This window comes from Microbacterium hydrocarbonoxydans (assembly GCF_900105205.1).
Classification (GTDB): domain Bacteria; phylum Actinomycetota; class Actinomycetes; order Actinomycetales; family Microbacteriaceae; genus Microbacterium; species Microbacterium hydrocarbonoxydans.
On the sequence record NZ_FNSQ01000005.1, the window covers coordinates 763779 to 780462 of the forward strand.

A 16684-nucleotide genomic window follows, 5' to 3' on the forward strand; every position below is an offset into this window, starting at 1 on the left:
GTCGGCCGACGCCGTCGCGGCGAGGTGGTGGTCGATGAGCGCCTACCGGCCGGCTCGGACAATCTGCACAGCCTGGCGGGCGGTCGATGGCACCAGCCCCGTCAGTTGTCGTAGATCGACCCAGGTTGGGGTGTAGCTGTTGAGCGGTCCGTTCCTGAGTGCTTCGGGACCGCCGAGGTGCAGTTGCCGCGAGTGAACCGAGACCTCGAAGTAGACCGCTTCCGCTTCGAGGCCCTCCGGCTTCGGCAAGAGCTGCCTCACGACCGTCCCGTCTAATCCTGTCTCTTCGCGGAGCTCTCGAAGACACGCCTGTTCGGGCGATTCGCCGCCCTCGATCCCGCCTCCGGGGAGCACGTAATACTCTTCGCCGCCCTTCATCCGGTGGATGACAAGAACCTCGTCGCCATCGATCACAACGGCGACGGCCCGAATCCTCATGCAGCGACTCTAGGCGTCGACGCGGACATGATCAGCCCGTTGCCTCACGGCGCGGGCTGATTCTTTCTATCCACCTCGCCTCAGGCGACGTAGAGCTTGCGCAGCGTCTCGGTGACCGTCCAGGCGGTGCGCTGCCCCTCGGCCAACCGCACGACCGACCCGGGGCCGACCTCGATCGCGGGGAGCGGCGGATCGACGAACTCGATCCGCGCCCGACCGGTCAGCACGACGAACACCTCGTCGACCTCGGTGTCGGATGCCGTGCCCGGCGTCATCTCCCAGAGACCGACCTCGACCTCGCCGATCGTCGCGAGGGCGTGGGTGGCGGACGTCGGAGTGCCGATGATCAGGTCCTCCGTCGGAAGCGGCTCGTGCACGAGCGGCAGCGCCGCGGCATCCGCTCCGGTTCCCGGCGCGAGCTCGCCCGGCACGAGTTCGCTCATGAGTCGAAGCCCATGCCGACGGCATCCAGCGTCTTGAGGAACAGGTTGCGCTTGCCCTCGTTGTGATCCGCCCGGTTCATCGCAGCGCGCACGAGGTTGACGCCGATCGAGGCGACGGGCTCCGGGGGGAACGGGATCGGCTTCTCGCGCACCATCGCGAGCTCGGTGCGCTCCGTCGGCTCGCCGGACAGCTTGTCGAGCATCACGTCGGCGGCGAAGCGCGCCGCACCCACGCCCAGGCCGGTGAACCCGGTCGCGTAGGCCACCCGGCCCTTGCGGGCGGTGCCGAAGAACGCGCAGAACCGGCTCGACGAGTCGATCGCGCCTGCCCAGCGGTGCGTGAACCGCAGGCCCTCGAGCTGAGGGAACGTGGTGAAGAAGTGCGATGACAGCTTGCGGTGGCTCTCGGCGCGGTCCTCGTACTCGGGACGCACCTTGCCGCCGAAGTGGTAGACCGCGTCGTATCCGCCGAACAGGATGCGGTTGTCGGCGGTGAGTCGGTAGTAGTGGAACTGGTTGGCGCTGTCGGCGAGACCCTGCCGGTTCGACCAGCCGATCGAGGCCAGCTGCGCATCGGTCAGCGGCTCGGTCATCAGTACGTAGTCGTACACGGGCACGGTCATCAGTCGGTTGCGCTTGAGCAGCGAGGGGAAGACGTTCGTCGCCAGCGCCACGGCATCCGCGGTGACGCGTCCGTCGTCCCGGGTGATGAGGGTGACGGGACCGGAGCCGTCGCCGGAGACCTCGCGCACGAGGGACTGCTCGTAGATCTCGACGCCGAGCTCGACGGCCACGCGGGCGAGCTCCAGGCCGAGCTTGGCCGGATGCACGAGCGCGCAGCCGTCACGTTCCCAGGCGCCGGCGAGGAAGGTGTCCGAGTGGACCTCTGCCTGCACGGCATCCCGGTCGAGGAATCCCTCCTCCTCGCGCAGCCACTCCACCTGGTGCGGCTCGACGGCCACGGCCAGTTGGCCGGTGCGCTCGAAGTCGACATCCATGCTGTACTTCTTCACGGTCGCCTCGATGCCGTCGAGGTTCTCGTGCCCCAGCTCCTCCAGGCGATCGATCTCCTCGGGCCAGCGGGTGAGGCCGTTCTCGTGTCCGTGCGTGAGGCTCGACTCGCAGAAGCCGCCGTTGCGGCCGGACGCCGCCCAAGCGATGCGCGAGGCCTCCAGCAGCACGACGCGTCGCTCTGGGTCGCGCTCCTTCGCACGGACGGCGGTCCAGAGGCCCGCGTACCCGCCGCCGACGATCGCCAGATCGGCCGAGATGCTCCCGGAGAGCGGGGGATGCTCGACGCGCTCGACGTCATCGAGCCAGAACACGCTGAAGGCCGTGTCGCGGAGTGAGGCATCGATGACGGCATCCGCAGGGCGTCGGCGTTCGAAGACCGTGGTTCCCATGATTCAGTCCTGTTCCAGGGGCCGCGCTTCAGCGCGTGCCCCAGTTGTAGAGGTCCTTGTAGAGGCCGGCGTAGAGCAGGCTCTCGGTGTGGGCGACGCCCGGGATGGTGCGGATGCGGGTGGCGATCAGGTCGAGCAGGTGCGCGTCGCTCTCGCACACCGCCTCGACGAGGATGTCGAAGGTGCCGAGCGTGACCACGACGTAGGCGAGCTCGGTGATCTTCGTCAGCTCCTCGGCGATGAGGCGCGGGTCGCCGGTGACGCGGATGCCGATCATCGACATCCGGTTGAACCCCAGCTGCATGGGATCGGTGACGGCGACGATCTGGATGACGCCCGCCTCGGTCATCCGCTGCACCCGCTGCCGGGCTGCAGCCTCGCTGAGTCCGACCTCGCGGCCGATCTCGGCATAGGGTCGGCGCCCATCCTCTTGGAGCAGCTCGACGATCCGCTTCGAGATGTCGTCCAGCACGGGCTGCTTCGGCGTGGGGGTCATGTGTCGATATTGACAGCACGAGGCATCGTGCGCAACTGATTCCATCGTTCAGAACGATTGAGTCTTCTGTATTCGCAATCCGATCGCTAGCATGGCGACATGGCCACAGAACTCCTCCAGAACTTCATCGGCGGGCAGCGCGTTCCCGTGAACGGACAGGGGCGGATGCCTCTCATCGATCCGGCGACGGAGGAGACCTACGGCGAGCTGCCCGTCTCGGATGGCTCGGATGTCGACGCCGCCTACGCCGCAGCGGCCGCCGCCTTCCCGGTGTGGCGCGACACCACCCCCGCCGACCGCCAGCTCGCGCTGTTCCGCATCGCCGACGAGATGCAGGCGCGGGCCGAGGAGTTCGCCGACCTCGAGTCGAAGGACACCGGCAAGCCGCGGGCGAGCCTGGTGGCGGACGAGATCCTGCAGTCGATCGACCAGCTGCGCTTCTTCGCCGGCGCCGCGCGCAGCCTCGAAGGGCGCGCCGCAGGGGAGTACCTCGCCGGTCACACGTCGTTCGTGCGCCGCGAGCCGATCGGCGTGATCGGTCAGGTCACGCCCTGGAACTACCCCCTCAACATGGCGGTGTGGAAGATCGCGCCCGCGCTCGCCGCCGGCAACACGGTCGTGCTCAAGCCTGCCGAATCGACACCGCTGACGACGCTGCTGCTCGCCGAGATCGTCGCGCTGCACACGCCTGCAGGCACGCTCAACGTGGTGCTCGGCGACCGTGACACCGGCGTGGCGCTGGTCGAGCACCCGACCCCGCAGATGGTCGCGATCACCGGATCCGTGCGTGCAGGGATGGCGGTCGCCCGTTCGGCGGCGAACGACGTCAAGCGCGTGCACCTCGAGCTCGGCGGCAAGGCGCCCGCGATCGTCTTCCCCGATGCGAACCTCGACAAGGCGGCATCCGGCATCGTCACCGGCGCGTTCTTCAATGCCGGACAGGACTGCACCGCTGCGACCCGCGTGCTCGTGCACGCCTCGGTGCACGACGCCTTCGTCGCGACGCTCGTCGAGAAGGCGAAGGCCGAGGCGCGCACAGGTGGCCCGCTCGAAGAGGGTGTGCTCTACGGTCCGCTCAGCAGCGCCGCTCAGCTCGCCCAGGTGCAGGGGTTCGTCGACCGCCTGCCCGCGCACGCCACGATCGAGACCGGCGGATCACGTCAGGGTGACACGGGCTACTTCTTCGAGGCCACGATCGTGTCGGGCCTGAAGCAGGATGACGAGGCCGTGCAGGGCGAGATCTTCGGTCCCGTGCTCACGGTGCAGTCGTTCGAGACCGAGGAGGAGGCGCTCGAGCTCGCGAACGACGTGCCCTACGCGCTCGCCTCGTCGGTGTGGACGACCGATCACGCGCGCGCGATGCGCTTCTCCCGCGACCTCGACTTCGGCTGTGTCTGGATCAACACGCACATCCCGTTCGTGTCCGACATGCCGCACGGCGGCTTCAAGCACTCCGGTTACGGCAAGGACCTCTCGCAGTACGGCTTCGACGACTACACGCGCATCAAGCACGTGATGTCGGCGCTCGACTGACCCGGTTCCAGGTCCACGACTCCGGAGATCCGGCCGCTCCGGTCGCGAACTTCAGCGGTGCCGCGCCTTCGGCCCCCGATCTCCGGAGTTGTGGCCGGCGGTCGCGTCACTCGACACGTATGACGCGATGTGTCAGGCTGGGCGCACGTCGAATCCGGGGGGATCCTCATGGCACGACCGCTGGCCGGTCCGCAGAGCCTGCTGCGCACACTCAACGGACGCGCGATCCTCGAGACGCTGGCCCGTCGGGGTCCGCTCACGAGGGCCGAGCTGGTCGCCGAGACGGGGCTCTCACGCACCGCGGTGACCCAGGTGCTGCGGATGCTCGAGAACTCCGCGGCCGTCGTTCCGGCCGGCGTCGACCGCGAGACTCGCGGACCGGCGGCCGGACGCGTCGCCCTCCACCCGCAGCTCGGCTTCGCCGCCGCCGTGCATGTCGACAACCACGCCGCTCACGTCGCCCTCGTCGACCCGACCGGTGCCGTGCGCGCCGAGCAGCACGCCCCCTTCCCGCCACGCGCCGACCGGGTGGAGCACATCGCCGCCCTTGTCGAGGGCTGCCGGCGCGCGCTCAACGGTCCGCTGCACCTGGTCGTGGTCGGCATCCCCGGAATCGTCACGGCCGACGGCGGCATCCGCGACGACCAGGGACCCGATGGCGGGGCCTTCCGTGCCGCACTGTCTGCTCGACTCGGATGCCCGGTGCGCGTCGAGAACGACGTCAACCTGGCGGCGCTCGCCGAGCTCACCGAGGGGACGGGCGCCGACCTCGCCAGCTTCGCGCTGCTGCTGCTGGACGACGGGCTCGGTGCCGGCATCGTGCTCGACGGCATCCTGCACCGCGGATTCTCGGGGGTGGCCGGCGAGGTCATGTACCTGCCGCAATCGCCGCTGCCGATCGGGGCGCCGGTGCTCGGCGACGAGGTCGTGCGCGACCTCGCGCTCGCGCACGGCCGCGACCCCGACGCCACGATCGACCAGCACCTCGACGCCGCATCGGCGGGCGACGAGGCCGCGCGGGCCATGGCCGCCGAGATGGGGCGCCGCCTCACGCTCGTCGCGGGCAGCGTCGCACTCGTGCTCGACCCCGAAGCCTTCATCCTCGGCGGAACCGCTGCGCATCCGGCGCTGTTCGAGGCCGCCCTCGCCACCGCCGAGGAGCTCGCCGCGCAGCTGCCGATCCGGCTGCTGGTCTCGTCGTTCGGGCCCGAGGCGCCGCTCGTCGGCGCCGTCGGGGAGGCCGCCGCCGCACTGCGCGCGACAGTGTTCTCGCACGCGGTCCCCGGTGCGGACAGGAGCCGGAGATGAGCCCCGACCTCGCGACCCGTCTCGGACTCCCCGCCGGCGCCCGGGCGCTGATCATCAACGCGGATGACTTCGGCATGTGCCATGCGGCGAACACGGCGATCATCGACCTGCTCCAGGCCGGGCACATCGACTCGACGACGCTCATGGTTCCCTGCGCGTGGGCGCCGGAGGCGTTGGCATTCGCGGCATCCCGCACCGACCTCGACGTCGGGGTGCACCTCGTGCTCACCAGCGAATGGGCGGACTACCGGTGGCGTCCGCTCACCGGGACGAGGACGAGCCTCGTCGACGAGGGCGGATGGTTCCCCCGCGACGTGCTCTCGGTCGAACGGAACGCGTCGGGCGACGATGTCGCGGCAGAGATCGAGGCGCAGCTGCAGACGGCACTGGATGCCGGAGTCGACGTGACCCACCTCGACAACCACATGGGCTCGGTCTACGGGCTGCTCACCGGCCGGGACTTCCTCGGACAGGTGCTCGAGCTGGCCGCGCGCCACGGACTGCCGTTCCGACTGCCGCGCAGTATGGAGGGGACGGGCAACGACGCAGCCCTCCAGGCCCAGCTCACTCGAGCCGCGGCGGCGGCGGATGCGTTCGGGGTCGAGATCATCGACCGGCTGTGGAGCCATCCGTTCGAAGCCGCCCCCGACGAGTCGTACGAGCAGGTGCGGGACGGCTTCATCGCGCTGCTCCGCGCAGTCCCCGCCGGGGTGACGGAGATCTACCTGCATCCGATGGTCGACGATGACGAGCTGCGGGCGACGGTCGATTTCGGAGCCGAGAAGCGCGGACACGAGCTGCGGCTGCTCTCCGACCCCGAGGTCCTGCAGGCGATCGCCGACGAAGGACTCGTCCGGATCGGCTGGCGGGACATGCGCGACCTGCAGCGCGGAGAGCGGGCATGAGCGCGTTGAGAGGACTGCGCGATCGCAGACTGGATGCCGCGCCCACCCGCGCGCAGGCCGTCGCCTTCGGGGCATCCGGGTTCCCCACCCAGCTCATGGCGCAGACGTTCTCGGCCTTCGTCGTGTACTTCTACGTCACGCACCTGGGGGTGGAACCGACCTGGGTGGCGGCGGCGATGATCGCCCACGGCATCCTGAACGCCGTGCTGAACCCGGTCGTCGGCGCGCTCTCCGATCGCATCCGCACGCCGTGGGGGCGCCGCATACCGTGGATCGGCCTCGGGATCGTGCCGCTGGTGGTCGCCTTCGCCCTGATCTGGATGCCGCCGGAGCTGCCGGCCGCCGGACTGATCGTCTGGTTCCTGGTCGTCGTCGCGGTGTACGACATCGCCTTCGTGGTCGTGGTGCTGAACATCTCGGCGCTCTTCCCCGAGATCTTCCGCACGACGGACGAGCGCGCCAGGGGCAATGTGCCGCGGCAGATCTTCGCGATCCTCGGCATCGTGCTCGGCACCGCGGGGGCGCCGGCCCTGTACGACGGGATCGGATGGCCGGGAATGGCGATCGTCCTCTCGACGGTCTGCCTGGTGCTGCTGGTCTGGTCGTTCGCCGGAGGGATGATCGAACGGCGGGTCCCCGAGGCCGCATCCGAAGCCATGCGCTGGGGAGACCAGCTGAAGTACACCTTCGCGAACCGCGCGTTCGTCCCCTACGTCCTCGGCTCGCTCTTCATCCAGACCTCGATCGCGGTCATCCTCGCCGCCCTCCCGTTCTACGTGCGCTACTCGCTGGGTGCGGCCGAGGGGAGGGGAGCATCCTGCTCGGGGCGATCTTCGTGACGGCCATCCCGTCGATCGTGCTGTGGAGTGCCGTCGTGCGGCGCACCTCCCCCCGCACCGCACTGCTCGCGAGCGTCGCGGTCTTCGGCTTGGCCGTGCTCGGGTACCTGGCGACCTCGACCGTGCTCGCCGCCGCCCTGGTCGGCATCGCCGTCGGTGTCGGGGTCGGAGGCCTTCTTCAGCTCCTCGAGGTGGTGCTCGCGCAGATCATCGATGAGGATGCCACTCGCACCGGCCACCGCCGCGAGGGTGCCTACTTCGGCGTCAACGGCTTCGTGGTGCGCGGTTCGGTCGTGCTGCAGGCCGTGGTCGCCGCAGCGGTGCTCACCGCATCCGGTTTCGACGCGTCGCTCGGCGACGCCCAGCCCGAGGCGGTCGACGGCGGCATCCGGCTGATGGTCGCGGTCGTCCCGCTCGTCTTCGCCGCCCTCGCGTGGCTCTGCTTCTGGCTCTACCCGATCCGCACTCGCGACCTCTGACACCGTCGGCCGCCGGAACAGACGATCCCGGAGCCTGAGCTCACGCCCGGCGCCGCGCCTCCCAGCCCGTCCGCACCATCTCGTCGACGGTGTACCGCATCTTCCAGTCGAGGTCGCGGGCGGCGAGCTCGCCGGTCGCGACGATGCGATCCGGATCACCGGGTCGGCGCGGGCCGATCTCCGGGGTGAAGTCGATGCCGGTCACGCGGGCGACGGCATCCATGATCTGCTTCACGCTCAGGCCGTCACCCGAGCCGAGGTTGTAGGCGGGCTCGATGGAGTCGCCGGCGGCGAGGCGCTTCGCCGCAGCGACGTGCGCGGCTGCGATGTCGCCGACGTGCACGTAGTCGCGGACGTTCGTGCCGTCTTCGGTGGCGTAGTCGTCGCCGAAGATCTTCGGGGTGCGCCCCTCGATGAGCGCCTCGAAGACGATCGGGAACAGGTTGTGCGGGCTGACGTCGTAGACGGTCGGATCGGCGGAGCCGACCACGTTGAAGTAGCGCAGCGAGGTGTGGCGGAGCGGGACGGCGGAGTCAGCCGTGGCGATGGCCTGGTCGCGCAGGAGCCATTCGCCGATGAGCTTGGATTCGCCGTAGGGGCTTGCGGGGCGCTTGGCCGTGTCTTCGACGACCAGCGCGACGTCGGGCGTCCCGAACACGGCGGCGGATGAGGAGAACACGATGTTCGCGACCCCGCTGGCCTGCATCGCCTCGAGGATCACGCGCGTCCCCTCGACGTTCTGCGCGTACGTGTGCAGCGGCCGCTGGACCGAGACGCCCGCGTACTTGTATCCGGCCACATGGATGACGCCCTCGGCGTCGTGCTCCCGGAGAGTCCGCTCCACGAGCTCGCGGTCGAGGATCGAGCCTGTGACGAAGGGGACGCCCTCGGGGGCGAACGACGCCACGCCGCTGGAGAGGTCATCGAGGATGACGGGTGCGAGCCCCGCTTCCGAGAGTGCGCGGACGACGTGCGAGCCGATGTAGCCGGCGCCGCCGGTCACGATCCAGGACATTGTGCTCCTCAGGTGGTGAAGGTTCAGTATCTCAGGGCGAGGTGTGAGTGGTCGGCTCCGTCCGTGTCCGTGTCCGTGTCCCGTGTCCCGTGTCCGTGTCCGTGTCCGTGTCCGTCCCGTGTTGACCCGTCCAGTCCGTTCCTCGTCCCTCGGTCCTGTCCCGTTTCGCGGAGGTTGCCCCGGTCTGCGGACGAATCTGCCGGATCGGTGTGCAGATCGGGACCGGCTGTGCAGATCGGGACAGGTCGGGTGGGACGGGAAGTGACGGGACGGACGGGAACGGACGGGAACGGACGGGAACGGACGGGACGGACGGGACGGGAACGGGACGGGAACGGACGGGACGGGGGTCAGGCGTCGCGGTGCGCCCCGGCCGAGGGAGTGACGGTGAAGAGCACGGGGGCCGCGAAGCCGGATGCTGCGAACGCCGCGTTCACGGCATCCGTCACTCGATCAACGGCGTCCTGCTCGACGAGGGCGATGGCCGCTCCGCCGAATCCGCCGCCGGTCATCCGCGCGCCGACGGCTCCCGCCGCGAGGGCCGCCTCGACAGCCGTGTCGAGCTCGGGCACCGAGATCTCGAAGTCGTCGCGCATCGACGCGTGCGAGGCCACGAGGAGGTCGCCGATGTCGCGCGCGCTCCCCTCACGCAGGACCCGCACGGTGTCGAGCACGCGCTGATTCTCGGTCACGACATGGCGCACGCGGCGGAACGTCACGTCATCCATCAGCTCCTGCGCGCGCGGGAGGTCGTCGACCGAGACGTCGCGCAGGCTCGGCACGCCCATGATCTCCGCCCCGCGCTCGCACGCGGCGCGACGCTCGCCGTAGCCGCCTGTCGAATGCGCATGCTTCACGCGGGTGTCCATCACGAGGATGGCAAGGCCTGCCTCGGCGATCCCGACCTGCACGAGGTTCGCGTCCAGCGTGCGGCAGTCGAGGAAGATCGCGGCATCCGGCTCGCCGAGCATCGAAGCCATCTGGTCCATGATGCCCGTCGGCGCTCCGACGGCCTCGTTCTCGGCCCGGCGCCCGACCCGGGCCAGAGCGGGGCGGTCGAGCCCGGCAGCCCAGAGATCGTTGAGTGCGGATGCCGTGGCGCCCTCGATCGCCGCAGAGGAGGAGAGTCCGGCGCCCACGGGGACGTCGGAGGCGATCGCGATGTCGAGCCCCGATCCGACCGCGGCCGAAGCGGCGATGCCGTCGGCCTGGCGCAGCGCCCACGCCACACCCAGCGGGTAGGCGGCCCACTCCGGTACCTGAGGGGTGCTGCCGGTGGGCGTCGGGAACAGGCGATCGAGGTCGTCGAGCTCGACCTCCACCGGCTCGTCGGCGAAGGTCGAGGCGACACGGATGCGGTGGTCCTCGCGACGCCCGACGGCGGCGACCGTGCGGTGCGGAATCGCGAACGGCAGCACGAAGCCGTCGTTGTAGTCGGTGTGCTCGCCGATGAGATTCACCCGGCCCGGCGCGGACCAGATGCCCTCGGGGGCGTGGCGGGTCAGCTCGGTGAAGAGCTCGCGGGCGGCGTTCTGGGTCGGGGTCATGAGATCGCCTCGTCTTCGCGCGCGGGTGCGCTGTCGGTCGCGGTCCGGGTGGATGCGGTGGATGCGGCGTTCTGCGGTGCCGCGGCGTCCGCCGGCTGGGCGATGTCCACCGGTTGTGCGGCGTCCGCCTTCGCGATGGCCTCGCGGATGCGGGCTGCACCCTGCTCGGGGGTGACCTCCGCCGCCCACGCCCACATCGCCGCCTCGGAACCGGCGAGGAACTTGAGCTTGTCGGCGGCACGGCGCGGGCTGGTCAGCTGCAGGTGCAGGCGGACGCTGTCGCGGCCGACATGCACCGGAGCCTGGTGCCAGGCGGCGATGTACGGAGTCGGGGTGTCGTACAGCGCGTCGACGCCGCGCAGCAGCCGCAGATACAGCGGGGCGAGCTCGTCGCGCTCGGCATCCGTCGTCTCGGCGAAGTCGGGGACGTGGCGGTGTGGCATGAGGTGCACCTCGAGCGGCCAGCGTGCGGCGAAGGGCACGAACGCGGTCCAGTGCTCGCCGCGGAACACGACTCGCTCGGACGCCTGCTCCGACTCGAGGATGTGCTGGAAGAGCTCGGGAGCGGTGCGGTCGATCGACTCCAGAACCCGCGTGGTGCGCGGCGTCACGTAGGGGTAGGCGTAGATCTGGCCGTGCGGGTGGGGGAGTGTGACCCCGATCGCCTCACCGCGGTTCTCGAATGGGAAGATCTGCTCGATTCCAGGCAGCTGCGAGAGTGCGGCGGTGCGGTCGGCCCAGGCCTCGATCACGGTGCGCGCTCGGGTGACGGACTGGGTGCCGAACGATCCGGTGTGCTCGGGGCTGAAGCAGACGACTTCGCAGCGTCCGACCGAGGTGCGGGTGCGGCCGAGACCGAGGGCTGCGAGATCGTCGAGGCCGCGCGGCGGGTTGCTCGCCTCGGGCGCCGTGCCGATGGCTTCGGCCAGGGCCGGGCCGAACGCCGGCGAACGGTTCTCGAACACCGCGACGTCGTACAGCGACGGCACCTCGGAGGGGTTGGTCGGAGTCTGGGGCGCCAGCGGATCCGCGTCGGCGCTGGGCATCATCACCCGGTTCTGGCGGTTCGCGGCCACGGTGATCCAGTCGCCCGTGAGCACGTCGAGGCGCATCGTCGCGGTCTCACCGCGGGCGTCGAGCGTGCGGCTGTCGACGGCGCGGTCGGGGCCGAGCGTGGTGTCGGGGTCGTCGAAGTAGAAGAGTTCACGGCCGTCGGCGAGGGTCGTCGCGCGCTTGACGATGCCGGCGGAGAGGGTCTCGGTTCGCAACTCAGGAGATTCGGGCGTGTTCACGTAAACATGGTACGCACAGCGCCGTGGTAACGTCAACACTCCGGAGTTGTGAACGCGAAGGGAGGGTGTCCGTGGACGACGACCTGCGCCGCGGCGATGACCTGCTTCGCGGCACCGCGCGCCCGCGCCGCCGTCGGGCCCCGTCCGGCCGTGTCTCGATGGCGATGGTCGCATCCCGTGCCGGCGTCTCGGGCCAGACGGTCTCGCGCGTCGTCAACGACAGTCCCCGCGTCGACCCTGCGACCCGCCAGCGCGTCGAGGCCGCGATGGCCGAGCTCGGCTATCGACCCCACCGCGCCGCCCGTGCTCTGCGCACCGGCCGCTCGCACACCATCGGACTCGTCGTCACCACCCTCGCCACGGTGGGCAACTCGCGGATGCTGCAGGCCACCGCCGAGGCTGCCGCCGAACGCGGCTACGCCCTGACGCTCGTCACAGCGGGGGACAGCGTGGCCGAGGCGTTCGAGCGCCTCGCCGAGCAGGAGGTCGACGGCGCTATCGTGCTGAACGAGGCGTCGGCGCTGCTTCCGGCTGCCGACCGTCCCGCCGGGCTGCGACTGGTGGTCGTCGACGCGTCGACCGCGGCGGGACTCACGGTCGTGCACAGTGATCACGTCGGCGGCGCAGCCGCAGCAACCGCGCACCTGCTGAGCCTCGGGCACGAGAACGTCCACCATCTGGCCGGACCGGCCGGCTCCTTCGCGGCGGCGGAGCGGGAGCGCGGCTGGCGAGACACCCTCGTAGAGGCCGGCCTTGAGGCTCCCGAAGTTGTGCGGGGGGACTGGTCCGCAGAGGCGGGGTACGCCGCAGGCGGGTCGCTCGCCGCAGCATCCGCCGTCTTCTGCGCCAACGACCAGATGGCGCTCGGACTGCTGCGCGCGCTCGCCGAATCGGGGCGGCGGGTTCCCGAAGATGTCAGCGTGGTCGGCTTCGACGACGTCCCGGATGCTGCGAACTACCGCCCGCCGCTGACGACGATCCGCCAGGACTTCGCGACCCTCGCCCACCGGGCGGTCGGACTGCTCGTCGCCGACATCGAGGGGCGGGCCGAGGAATCGGCATCCGCTGTCGTGGTGCCGACGCTTCTGGTCGATCGCTCCAGCACTCGCTGACAAGTCGCCCGCTGCGGGGTGCGCTGCCCGCCTCGGTGGGCGCCGGTGGAAGTCGGGGTGCGGGGTCAGTTGCGCACGCGTCACCGGGTGCGGGGTCAGTTGCGCATGGCCCGCCGGGTGCGGGGTCAGTTGCGCATGGCCCGCCAGGTGCGGGGTCAGTTGCGCACGGCTAACGGCCCTCGGGGATGCACAATTGGCCTCGGCTGGTTCATGGTGGGCGGTGGTGCCGAGCGCCGGAGGGAGTCGGGGGTCGGGATTGGGGGGCGGGGGTCGGTGGTGCCGGGCGTCGGCGGGCTTCGCGGGTGCGGGGTCAGTTCCGCATCCGCCGCCAGGTGCGGGGTCAGTAGTGCGCCGCAGACGGTCGGTTCGGATGCGGTACCGACCCCGCCGCAGGCGAGGAGTGCAGTTCTCCTGGTCGGAAAGGGACACCTTTGCACCGGGAAGCCCCGGTGCCTCAGGGATAGCGATTTCCCGCGACGGCTTGCATGGCCGCGCCGGCCATGGCATGCTATCGGAAAGCGCTTACCGACCGACAACCGAGCGCAACAGCTTCCCAGAGAACGGACCAGCAATGTCACAGGCGACGACCCGCGAGATCGGGATCATCATGAACGGCGTCTCCGGGCGCATGGGCTACCGGCAGCACCTCGTGCGCTCGATCCTCGCGATCCGCGACGCGGGCGGCGTCGAGCTGCCCGACGGGTCCCGCATCACGGTGAAGCCGCTGCTGGTCGGCCGCAACGAGGCGAAGCTCGCCGAGCTCGCGGCGAAGCACGGCATCGACGACTACACGACCGATCTCGACGCCGCCCTCGCCGATCCGAAGTGGGAGATCTACGCCGATTTCCTCGTGACCAAGGCCCGCGCCTCGGCCCTCCGCAAGGCGATCGCGGCCGGCAAGGCGATCTACACAGAGAAGCCCACCGCCGAGTCGCTCGACGAGGCGCTCGAACTGGCCCGGCTCGCCGACGCGGCAGGCGTCAAGACCGGCGTCGTGCACGACAAGCTCTACCTGCCGGGCCTGCAGAAGCTCAAGCGCCTGATCGACTCGGGGTTCTTCGGCCGCATCCTCTCGGTGCGGGGCGAGTTCGGCTACTGGGTGTTCGAGGGTGACTGGCAGCCCGCGCAGCGGCCGAGCTGGAACTACCGCACCGAAGACGGCGGCGGCATCATCGTCGACATGTTCCCGCACTGGAACTACGTGCTCGAGAACCTGTTCGGCGAGGTCACGAGCGTCTACGCGCAGGCGGCCGTGCACATCGCCGACCGCTGGGACGAGAACGGCGAGCACTACACGGCCACGGCCGAGGATGCCGCCTACGGCATCTTCGAGATCGAGGGCGGCATCATCGCCGAGATCAACTCCAGCTGGACCGTGCGCGTCAACCGCGACGAGCTCGTCGAGTTCCAGGTCGACGGCACTCACGGATCCGCCGTGGTCGGACTCTTCGGCGCCAAGATCCAGCCGCGCAACGCCACGCCCAAGCCGGTCTGGAACCCCGACCTCGAAGACAGCCACGACTACGACGCCGACTGGCAGCAGGTCCCCACGAACGACGTCTTCCTCAACGGCTTCCGCCAGCAGTGGGAGGAGTATCTGGTGTCGTTCGTCGAGGGCACCAAGTACCCCTTCGACCTGCTGTCCGGCGCGCGCGGCGTGCAGTTCGCCGAGGCGGGGCTGACCTCCAGCGCCGAGGGTCGCAAGGTCGCGCTCACCCCGCTGACGCTGGGCTGAGCATGAGCACTCTGCGACTTCTCGACGCCGCAGGCGCAGTGACGGATGCCGAGCTGCGCGAAGGCGGCGGATACACGCGACCCGCCGGCGCGCTGCAGAGCCGCGTCGCCTACGCCGCGGCCCACGTCGTGCCGAAGGTGCACGCCGACAACACCCCGGGGCAGCCGGCGGACATCGACTGGGATTCGACGCTCGCGTTCCGCCGCAACGTCTACTCGTGGGGCCTCGGCGTCGCCGATGCCATGGACACCGCACAGCGGAACATGGGGCTGGATGCTGCGGCGACGCGTGAGCTCATCTCGCGCAGCGCCGAGGTCGCGCGCGAGGAGGGCGGCTCGGTCGTGGTCGGCGTCAACACCGATCACGTCGCCGAGCAGCACATCTCGCTCGACCAGGTGATCGACGCCTACAAAGAGCAGCTGCACTTCACCGAGGAGCAGGGCGCGGGTCCGGTGCTCATGGCCTCCCGCCACCTCGCGCGGGTGGCGGCGGATGCCGACGACTACCGTCGCGTCTATCGCGAGGTGCTCGGATCCGCCACGGTGCCGGTCGTCCTGCACTGGCTCGGCACGGCCTTCGACCCCGAGCTCGCCGGATATTTCGGAGCGGATGACTGGCAGACGGCATCCGCTGTGCTGCTCGACGTGATCGCCGAGAGTCCCGACAAGGTCGCCGGCGTGAAGATGAGCCTGCTGAACGCGGAGTCGGAGATCTCGGTGCGCGAGCGTCTGCCGCAGGGCGTACGGATGTTCACGGGTGACGACTTCAACTACGTCGGCCTGATCGGCGGCGACACCGTGGGGCAGGGCGACGGGCATTCCGATGCGCTGCTCGGCGCGTTCGCGGCGATCACGCCGGTGGCGTCGGCGGCGATCCAGGCGCTGGATGCTGGAGATCCCGCGCGCTACCTCGAGATCCTCGGCCCGACCGAAGAGCTAAGCCGGCAGGTCTTCGCCGCACCGACCTTCTATTACAAGACCGGCGTCGCCTTCCTCGCCTGGCTCAACGGGCACCAGCCCGCGTTCCAGATGGTCGGCGGGTTGCACTCGGCGCGCAGCCTGCCGCACCTCAGCCGCATCGTCGAGCTGGCGAACGACTCGCTCGCCCTCGAAGATCCCGAGCTCGCGCGAGAGCGCTGGCACGGGATGCTCAGGCTGAACGGGGTGGCGCTGTGAGCGTCGACCCGCGGCTGTCGATCAACCAGGCGACGATCAAGCATGCCGATCTCGCGACCGCTCTGCGCGTCACGGCGGATGCCGGCATCCAGGCGATCGGTCTGTGGCGTGAACCCGTGAACGAGGTCGGGCTGGACAGCGCTGCCCGGATGCTCGCGGACTCGGGCCTGCGGTTCACGACGCACTGCCGGGGCGGATTCTTCACCCTCCCCGACGGGCCCGAGCGGGTTGCGGCACTCGACGACAACCGCCGCGCGATCGAGGAGACAGCGACGCTCGCTGCCGCGGGTGCCGACGGATCGACGGCGGTGCTCGTGCTCGTCGCCGGCGGCATCCCCACCGGTTCCCGCGATCTGATCGGTGCCCGCGAGCGTGTGCGCGACGCGATCGGCGTGCTCGCGCCCGACGCGAAGGCGGCGGGCGTGACACTGGCGATCGAGCCGCTGCATCCGATGTACGCATCCGATCGGACGGTCGTCTCGACGCTCGGGCAGGCGCTCGACATCGCGGCCGACTTCGATGCCGAGGTCGTGGGCGCGGCGGTCGACACCTTCCACATCTGGTGGGATCCGCAGGTCCTCGACCAGATCGCGCGCGCGGGCCGCGAGGGACGCATCGCGACCTATCAGGTGTGCGACTGGAAGACGCCCCTCGCCGCCGATGTGCTGCTGTCGCGGCACTATCCCGGCGACGGGGTGATCGACTTCGGCTCGCTCACCCGCGCCGTGATCGAGACGGGCTACGACCGCGACATCGAGGTCGAGATCTTCCATGCCGACATCTGGGCGGATGCTCCAGAGAACGTCGTGCGGCGGACGGCCGACGCCTTCGGCGCCGCGATCTCGCCGCACCTGCGCTGATCCTGGAATGGAGGCCGGCGCGGAGGTGGAACGGTCATCGGCGGGAGGAAGAGGATGAGGTCGATGCCGCACCGGGCACGTCCCGCACTACCGGCTTCGACCGC

General features: G+C 70.1%; 16 protein-coding genes. 9 read left to right on the plus strand and 7 right to left on the minus strand.

Features of this window, described 5'->3' with window-relative positions; genetic code table 11:
- Positions 1 to 42: 42 nt before the first annotated feature.
- From BLW44_RS03900 to BLW44_RS03915, 4 genes are all read right to left on the minus strand, one after another.
- Positions 43 to 438, minus strand: coding sequence for an NUDIX domain-containing protein (locus BLW44_RS03900; RefSeq protein ID WP_060928410.1), 396 nt, complete (start codon positions 436 to 438; stop codon positions 43 to 45).
- Between the two features lie 80 nt (positions 439 to 518).
- On the minus strand, positions 519 to 881 hold the full coding sequence (locus BLW44_RS03905) for a cupin domain-containing protein (protein ID WP_060928411.1): 363 nt from the start codon (positions 879 to 881) through the stop codon (positions 519 to 521).
- Positions 878 to 2284, minus strand: coding sequence for an NAD(P)/FAD-dependent oxidoreductase (locus tag BLW44_RS03910; RefSeq protein ID WP_060928412.1), 1407 nt, complete (start codon positions 2282 to 2284; stop codon positions 878 to 880). Before BLW44_RS03910 ends, BLW44_RS03905 begins: the two co-directional genes overlap by 4 nt.
- 28 nt (positions 2285 to 2312) lie before the next feature.
- The gene (locus tag BLW44_RS03915) at positions 2313 to 2780 is read right to left on the minus strand and encodes an Lrp/AsnC family transcriptional regulator (protein WP_060928413.1); all 468 of its coding nucleotides are present in this window, start codon (positions 2778 to 2780) and stop codon (positions 2313 to 2315) included.
- A 99-nt stretch (positions 2781 to 2879) separates the two neighbouring features.
- On the opposite strand from BLW44_RS03915, the gene BLW44_RS03920 reads away from it, so the two are divergent.
- The 5 genes from BLW44_RS03920 (at position 2880) to BLW44_RS18180 (ending at position 7844) form a co-directional block, all read left to right on the plus strand.
- A complete protein-coding gene (locus BLW44_RS03920; RefSeq protein ID WP_060928414.1) occupies positions 2880 to 4313 on the plus strand; it encodes a gamma-aminobutyraldehyde dehydrogenase in 1434 nt (477 codons plus the stop codon).
- Between the two features lie 168 nt (positions 4314 to 4481).
- Positions 4482 to 5621: an ROK family transcriptional regulator gene (locus BLW44_RS03925; protein WP_074731585.1), complete on the plus strand. Its 1140-nt coding sequence runs from the start codon at positions 4482 to 4484 to the stop codon at positions 5619 to 5621.
- Complete coding sequence (locus BLW44_RS03930; RefSeq protein WP_060928012.1) at positions 5618 to 6526, plus strand: polysaccharide deacetylase family protein; 909 nt, start codon at positions 5618 to 5620, stop codon at positions 6524 to 6526. The genes BLW44_RS03925 and BLW44_RS03930 overlap by 4 nt, the downstream gene beginning before the upstream one ends.
- Positions 6523 to 7365 (plus strand): MFS transporter, encoded by an 843-nt coding sequence (locus BLW44_RS18175; RefSeq protein WP_254775112.1) that lies wholly within the window; start codon positions 6523 to 6525, stop codon positions 7363 to 7365. Before BLW44_RS03930 ends, BLW44_RS18175 begins: the two co-directional genes overlap by 4 nt.
- Entirely contained in the window at positions 7362 to 7844 is a 483-nt protein-coding gene (locus BLW44_RS18180; RefSeq protein ID WP_254775113.1) for an MFS transporter, read from the plus strand. The genes BLW44_RS18175 and BLW44_RS18180 overlap by 4 nt, the downstream gene beginning before the upstream one ends.
- Before the next feature lie 40 nt (positions 7845 to 7884).
- Here the strand turns inward: BLW44_RS18180 and galE are convergent, their stop codons facing one another.
- The 3 genes from galE to galT all read right to left on the minus strand — a co-directional run bounded on the left by galE (position 7885) and on the right by galT (position 11698).
- Complete coding sequence (galE, locus tag BLW44_RS03940) at positions 7885 to 8859, minus strand: UDP-glucose 4-epimerase GalE (RefSeq protein WP_060928010.1); 975 nt, start codon at positions 8857 to 8859, stop codon at positions 7885 to 7887.
- Positions 8860 to 9209: 350 nt separating this feature from the next.
- The gene (gene galK, locus BLW44_RS03945) at positions 9210 to 10406 is read right to left on the minus strand and encodes a galactokinase (protein WP_060928009.1); all 1197 of its coding nucleotides are present in this window, start codon (positions 10404 to 10406) and stop codon (positions 9210 to 9212) included.
- Entirely contained in the window at positions 10403 to 11698 is a 1296-nt protein-coding gene (gene galT, locus BLW44_RS03950) for a galactose-1-phosphate uridylyltransferase (protein ID WP_245647463.1), read from the minus strand. The genes galK and galT overlap by 4 nt, the downstream gene beginning before the upstream one ends.
- A 158-nt stretch (positions 11699 to 11856) precedes the next feature.
- Between galT and BLW44_RS03955 the strand changes: the two genes are divergently transcribed.
- The 4 genes from BLW44_RS03955 to BLW44_RS03970 all read left to right on the plus strand — a co-directional run bounded on the left by BLW44_RS03955 (position 11857) and on the right by BLW44_RS03970 (position 16580).
- Positions 11857 to 12810: a LacI family DNA-binding transcriptional regulator gene (locus BLW44_RS03955; RefSeq protein ID WP_060928014.1), complete on the plus strand. Its 954-nt coding sequence runs from the start codon at positions 11857 to 11859 to the stop codon at positions 12808 to 12810.
- Between the two features lie 571 nt (positions 12811 to 13381).
- Positions 13382 to 14545, plus strand: coding sequence for a Gfo/Idh/MocA family protein (locus tag BLW44_RS03960; RefSeq protein WP_060928008.1), 1164 nt, complete (start codon positions 13382 to 13384; stop codon positions 14543 to 14545).
- Between the two features lie 2 nt (positions 14546 to 14547).
- The gene (locus BLW44_RS03965) at positions 14548 to 15720 is read left to right on the plus strand and encodes a dihydrodipicolinate synthase family protein (RefSeq protein ID WP_060928007.1); all 1173 of its coding nucleotides are present in this window, start codon (positions 14548 to 14550) and stop codon (positions 15718 to 15720) included.
- Positions 15717 to 16580, plus strand: coding sequence for a sugar phosphate isomerase/epimerase family protein (locus BLW44_RS03970; protein WP_060928006.1), 864 nt, complete (start codon positions 15717 to 15719; stop codon positions 16578 to 16580). Before BLW44_RS03965 ends, BLW44_RS03970 begins: the two co-directional genes overlap by 4 nt.
- Positions 16581 to 16684: the final 104 nt, after the last annotated feature.

Excerpts from the sequence above, each read along its gene's own strand:
- BLW44_RS03900 (WP_060928410.1), bottom strand. The coding sequence starts at position 438 with ATGAGGATTCGGGCCGTCGCCGTTGTGATCGATGGCGACGAGGTTCTT.
- BLW44_RS03905 (WP_060928411.1), bottom strand. The coding sequence starts at position 881 with ATGAGCGAACTCGTGCCGGGCGAGCTCGCGCCGGGAACCGGAGCGGAT.
- BLW44_RS03910 (WP_060928412.1), bottom strand. The coding sequence starts at position 2,284 with ATGGGAACCACGGTCTTCGAACGCCGACGCCCTGCGGATGCCGTCATC.
- BLW44_RS03915 (WP_060928413.1), bottom strand. The coding sequence starts at position 2,780 with ATGACCCCCACGCCGAAGCAGCCCGTGCTGGACGACATCTCGAAGCGG.
- BLW44_RS03920 (WP_060928414.1), top strand. The coding sequence starts at position 2,880 with ATGGCCACAGAACTCCTCCAGAACTTCATCGGCGGGCAGCGCGTTCCC.
- BLW44_RS03925 (WP_074731585.1), top strand. The coding sequence starts at position 4,482 with ATGGCACGACCGCTGGCCGGTCCGCAGAGCCTGCTGCGCACACTCAAC.
- BLW44_RS03930 (WP_060928012.1), top strand. The coding sequence starts at position 5,618 with ATGAGCCCCGACCTCGCGACCCGTCTCGGACTCCCCGCCGGCGCCCGG.
- BLW44_RS18175 (WP_254775112.1), top strand. The coding sequence starts at position 6,523 with ATGAGCGCGTTGAGAGGACTGCGCGATCGCAGACTGGATGCCGCGCCC.
- galE (WP_060928010.1), bottom strand. The coding sequence starts at position 8,859 with ATGTCCTGGATCGTGACCGGCGGCGCCGGCTACATCGGCTCGCACGTC.
- galK (WP_060928009.1), bottom strand. The coding sequence starts at position 10,406 with ATGACCCCGACCCAGAACGCCGCCCGCGAGCTCTTCACCGAGCTGACC.
- BLW44_RS03955 (WP_060928014.1), top strand. The coding sequence starts at position 11,857 with ATGGCGATGGTCGCATCCCGTGCCGGCGTCTCGGGCCAGACGGTCTCG.
- BLW44_RS03960 (WP_060928008.1), top strand. The coding sequence starts at position 13,382 with ATGTCACAGGCGACGACCCGCGAGATCGGGATCATCATGAACGGCGTC.
- BLW44_RS03965 (WP_060928007.1), top strand. The coding sequence starts at position 14,548 with ATGAGCACTCTGCGACTTCTCGACGCCGCAGGCGCAGTGACGGATGCC.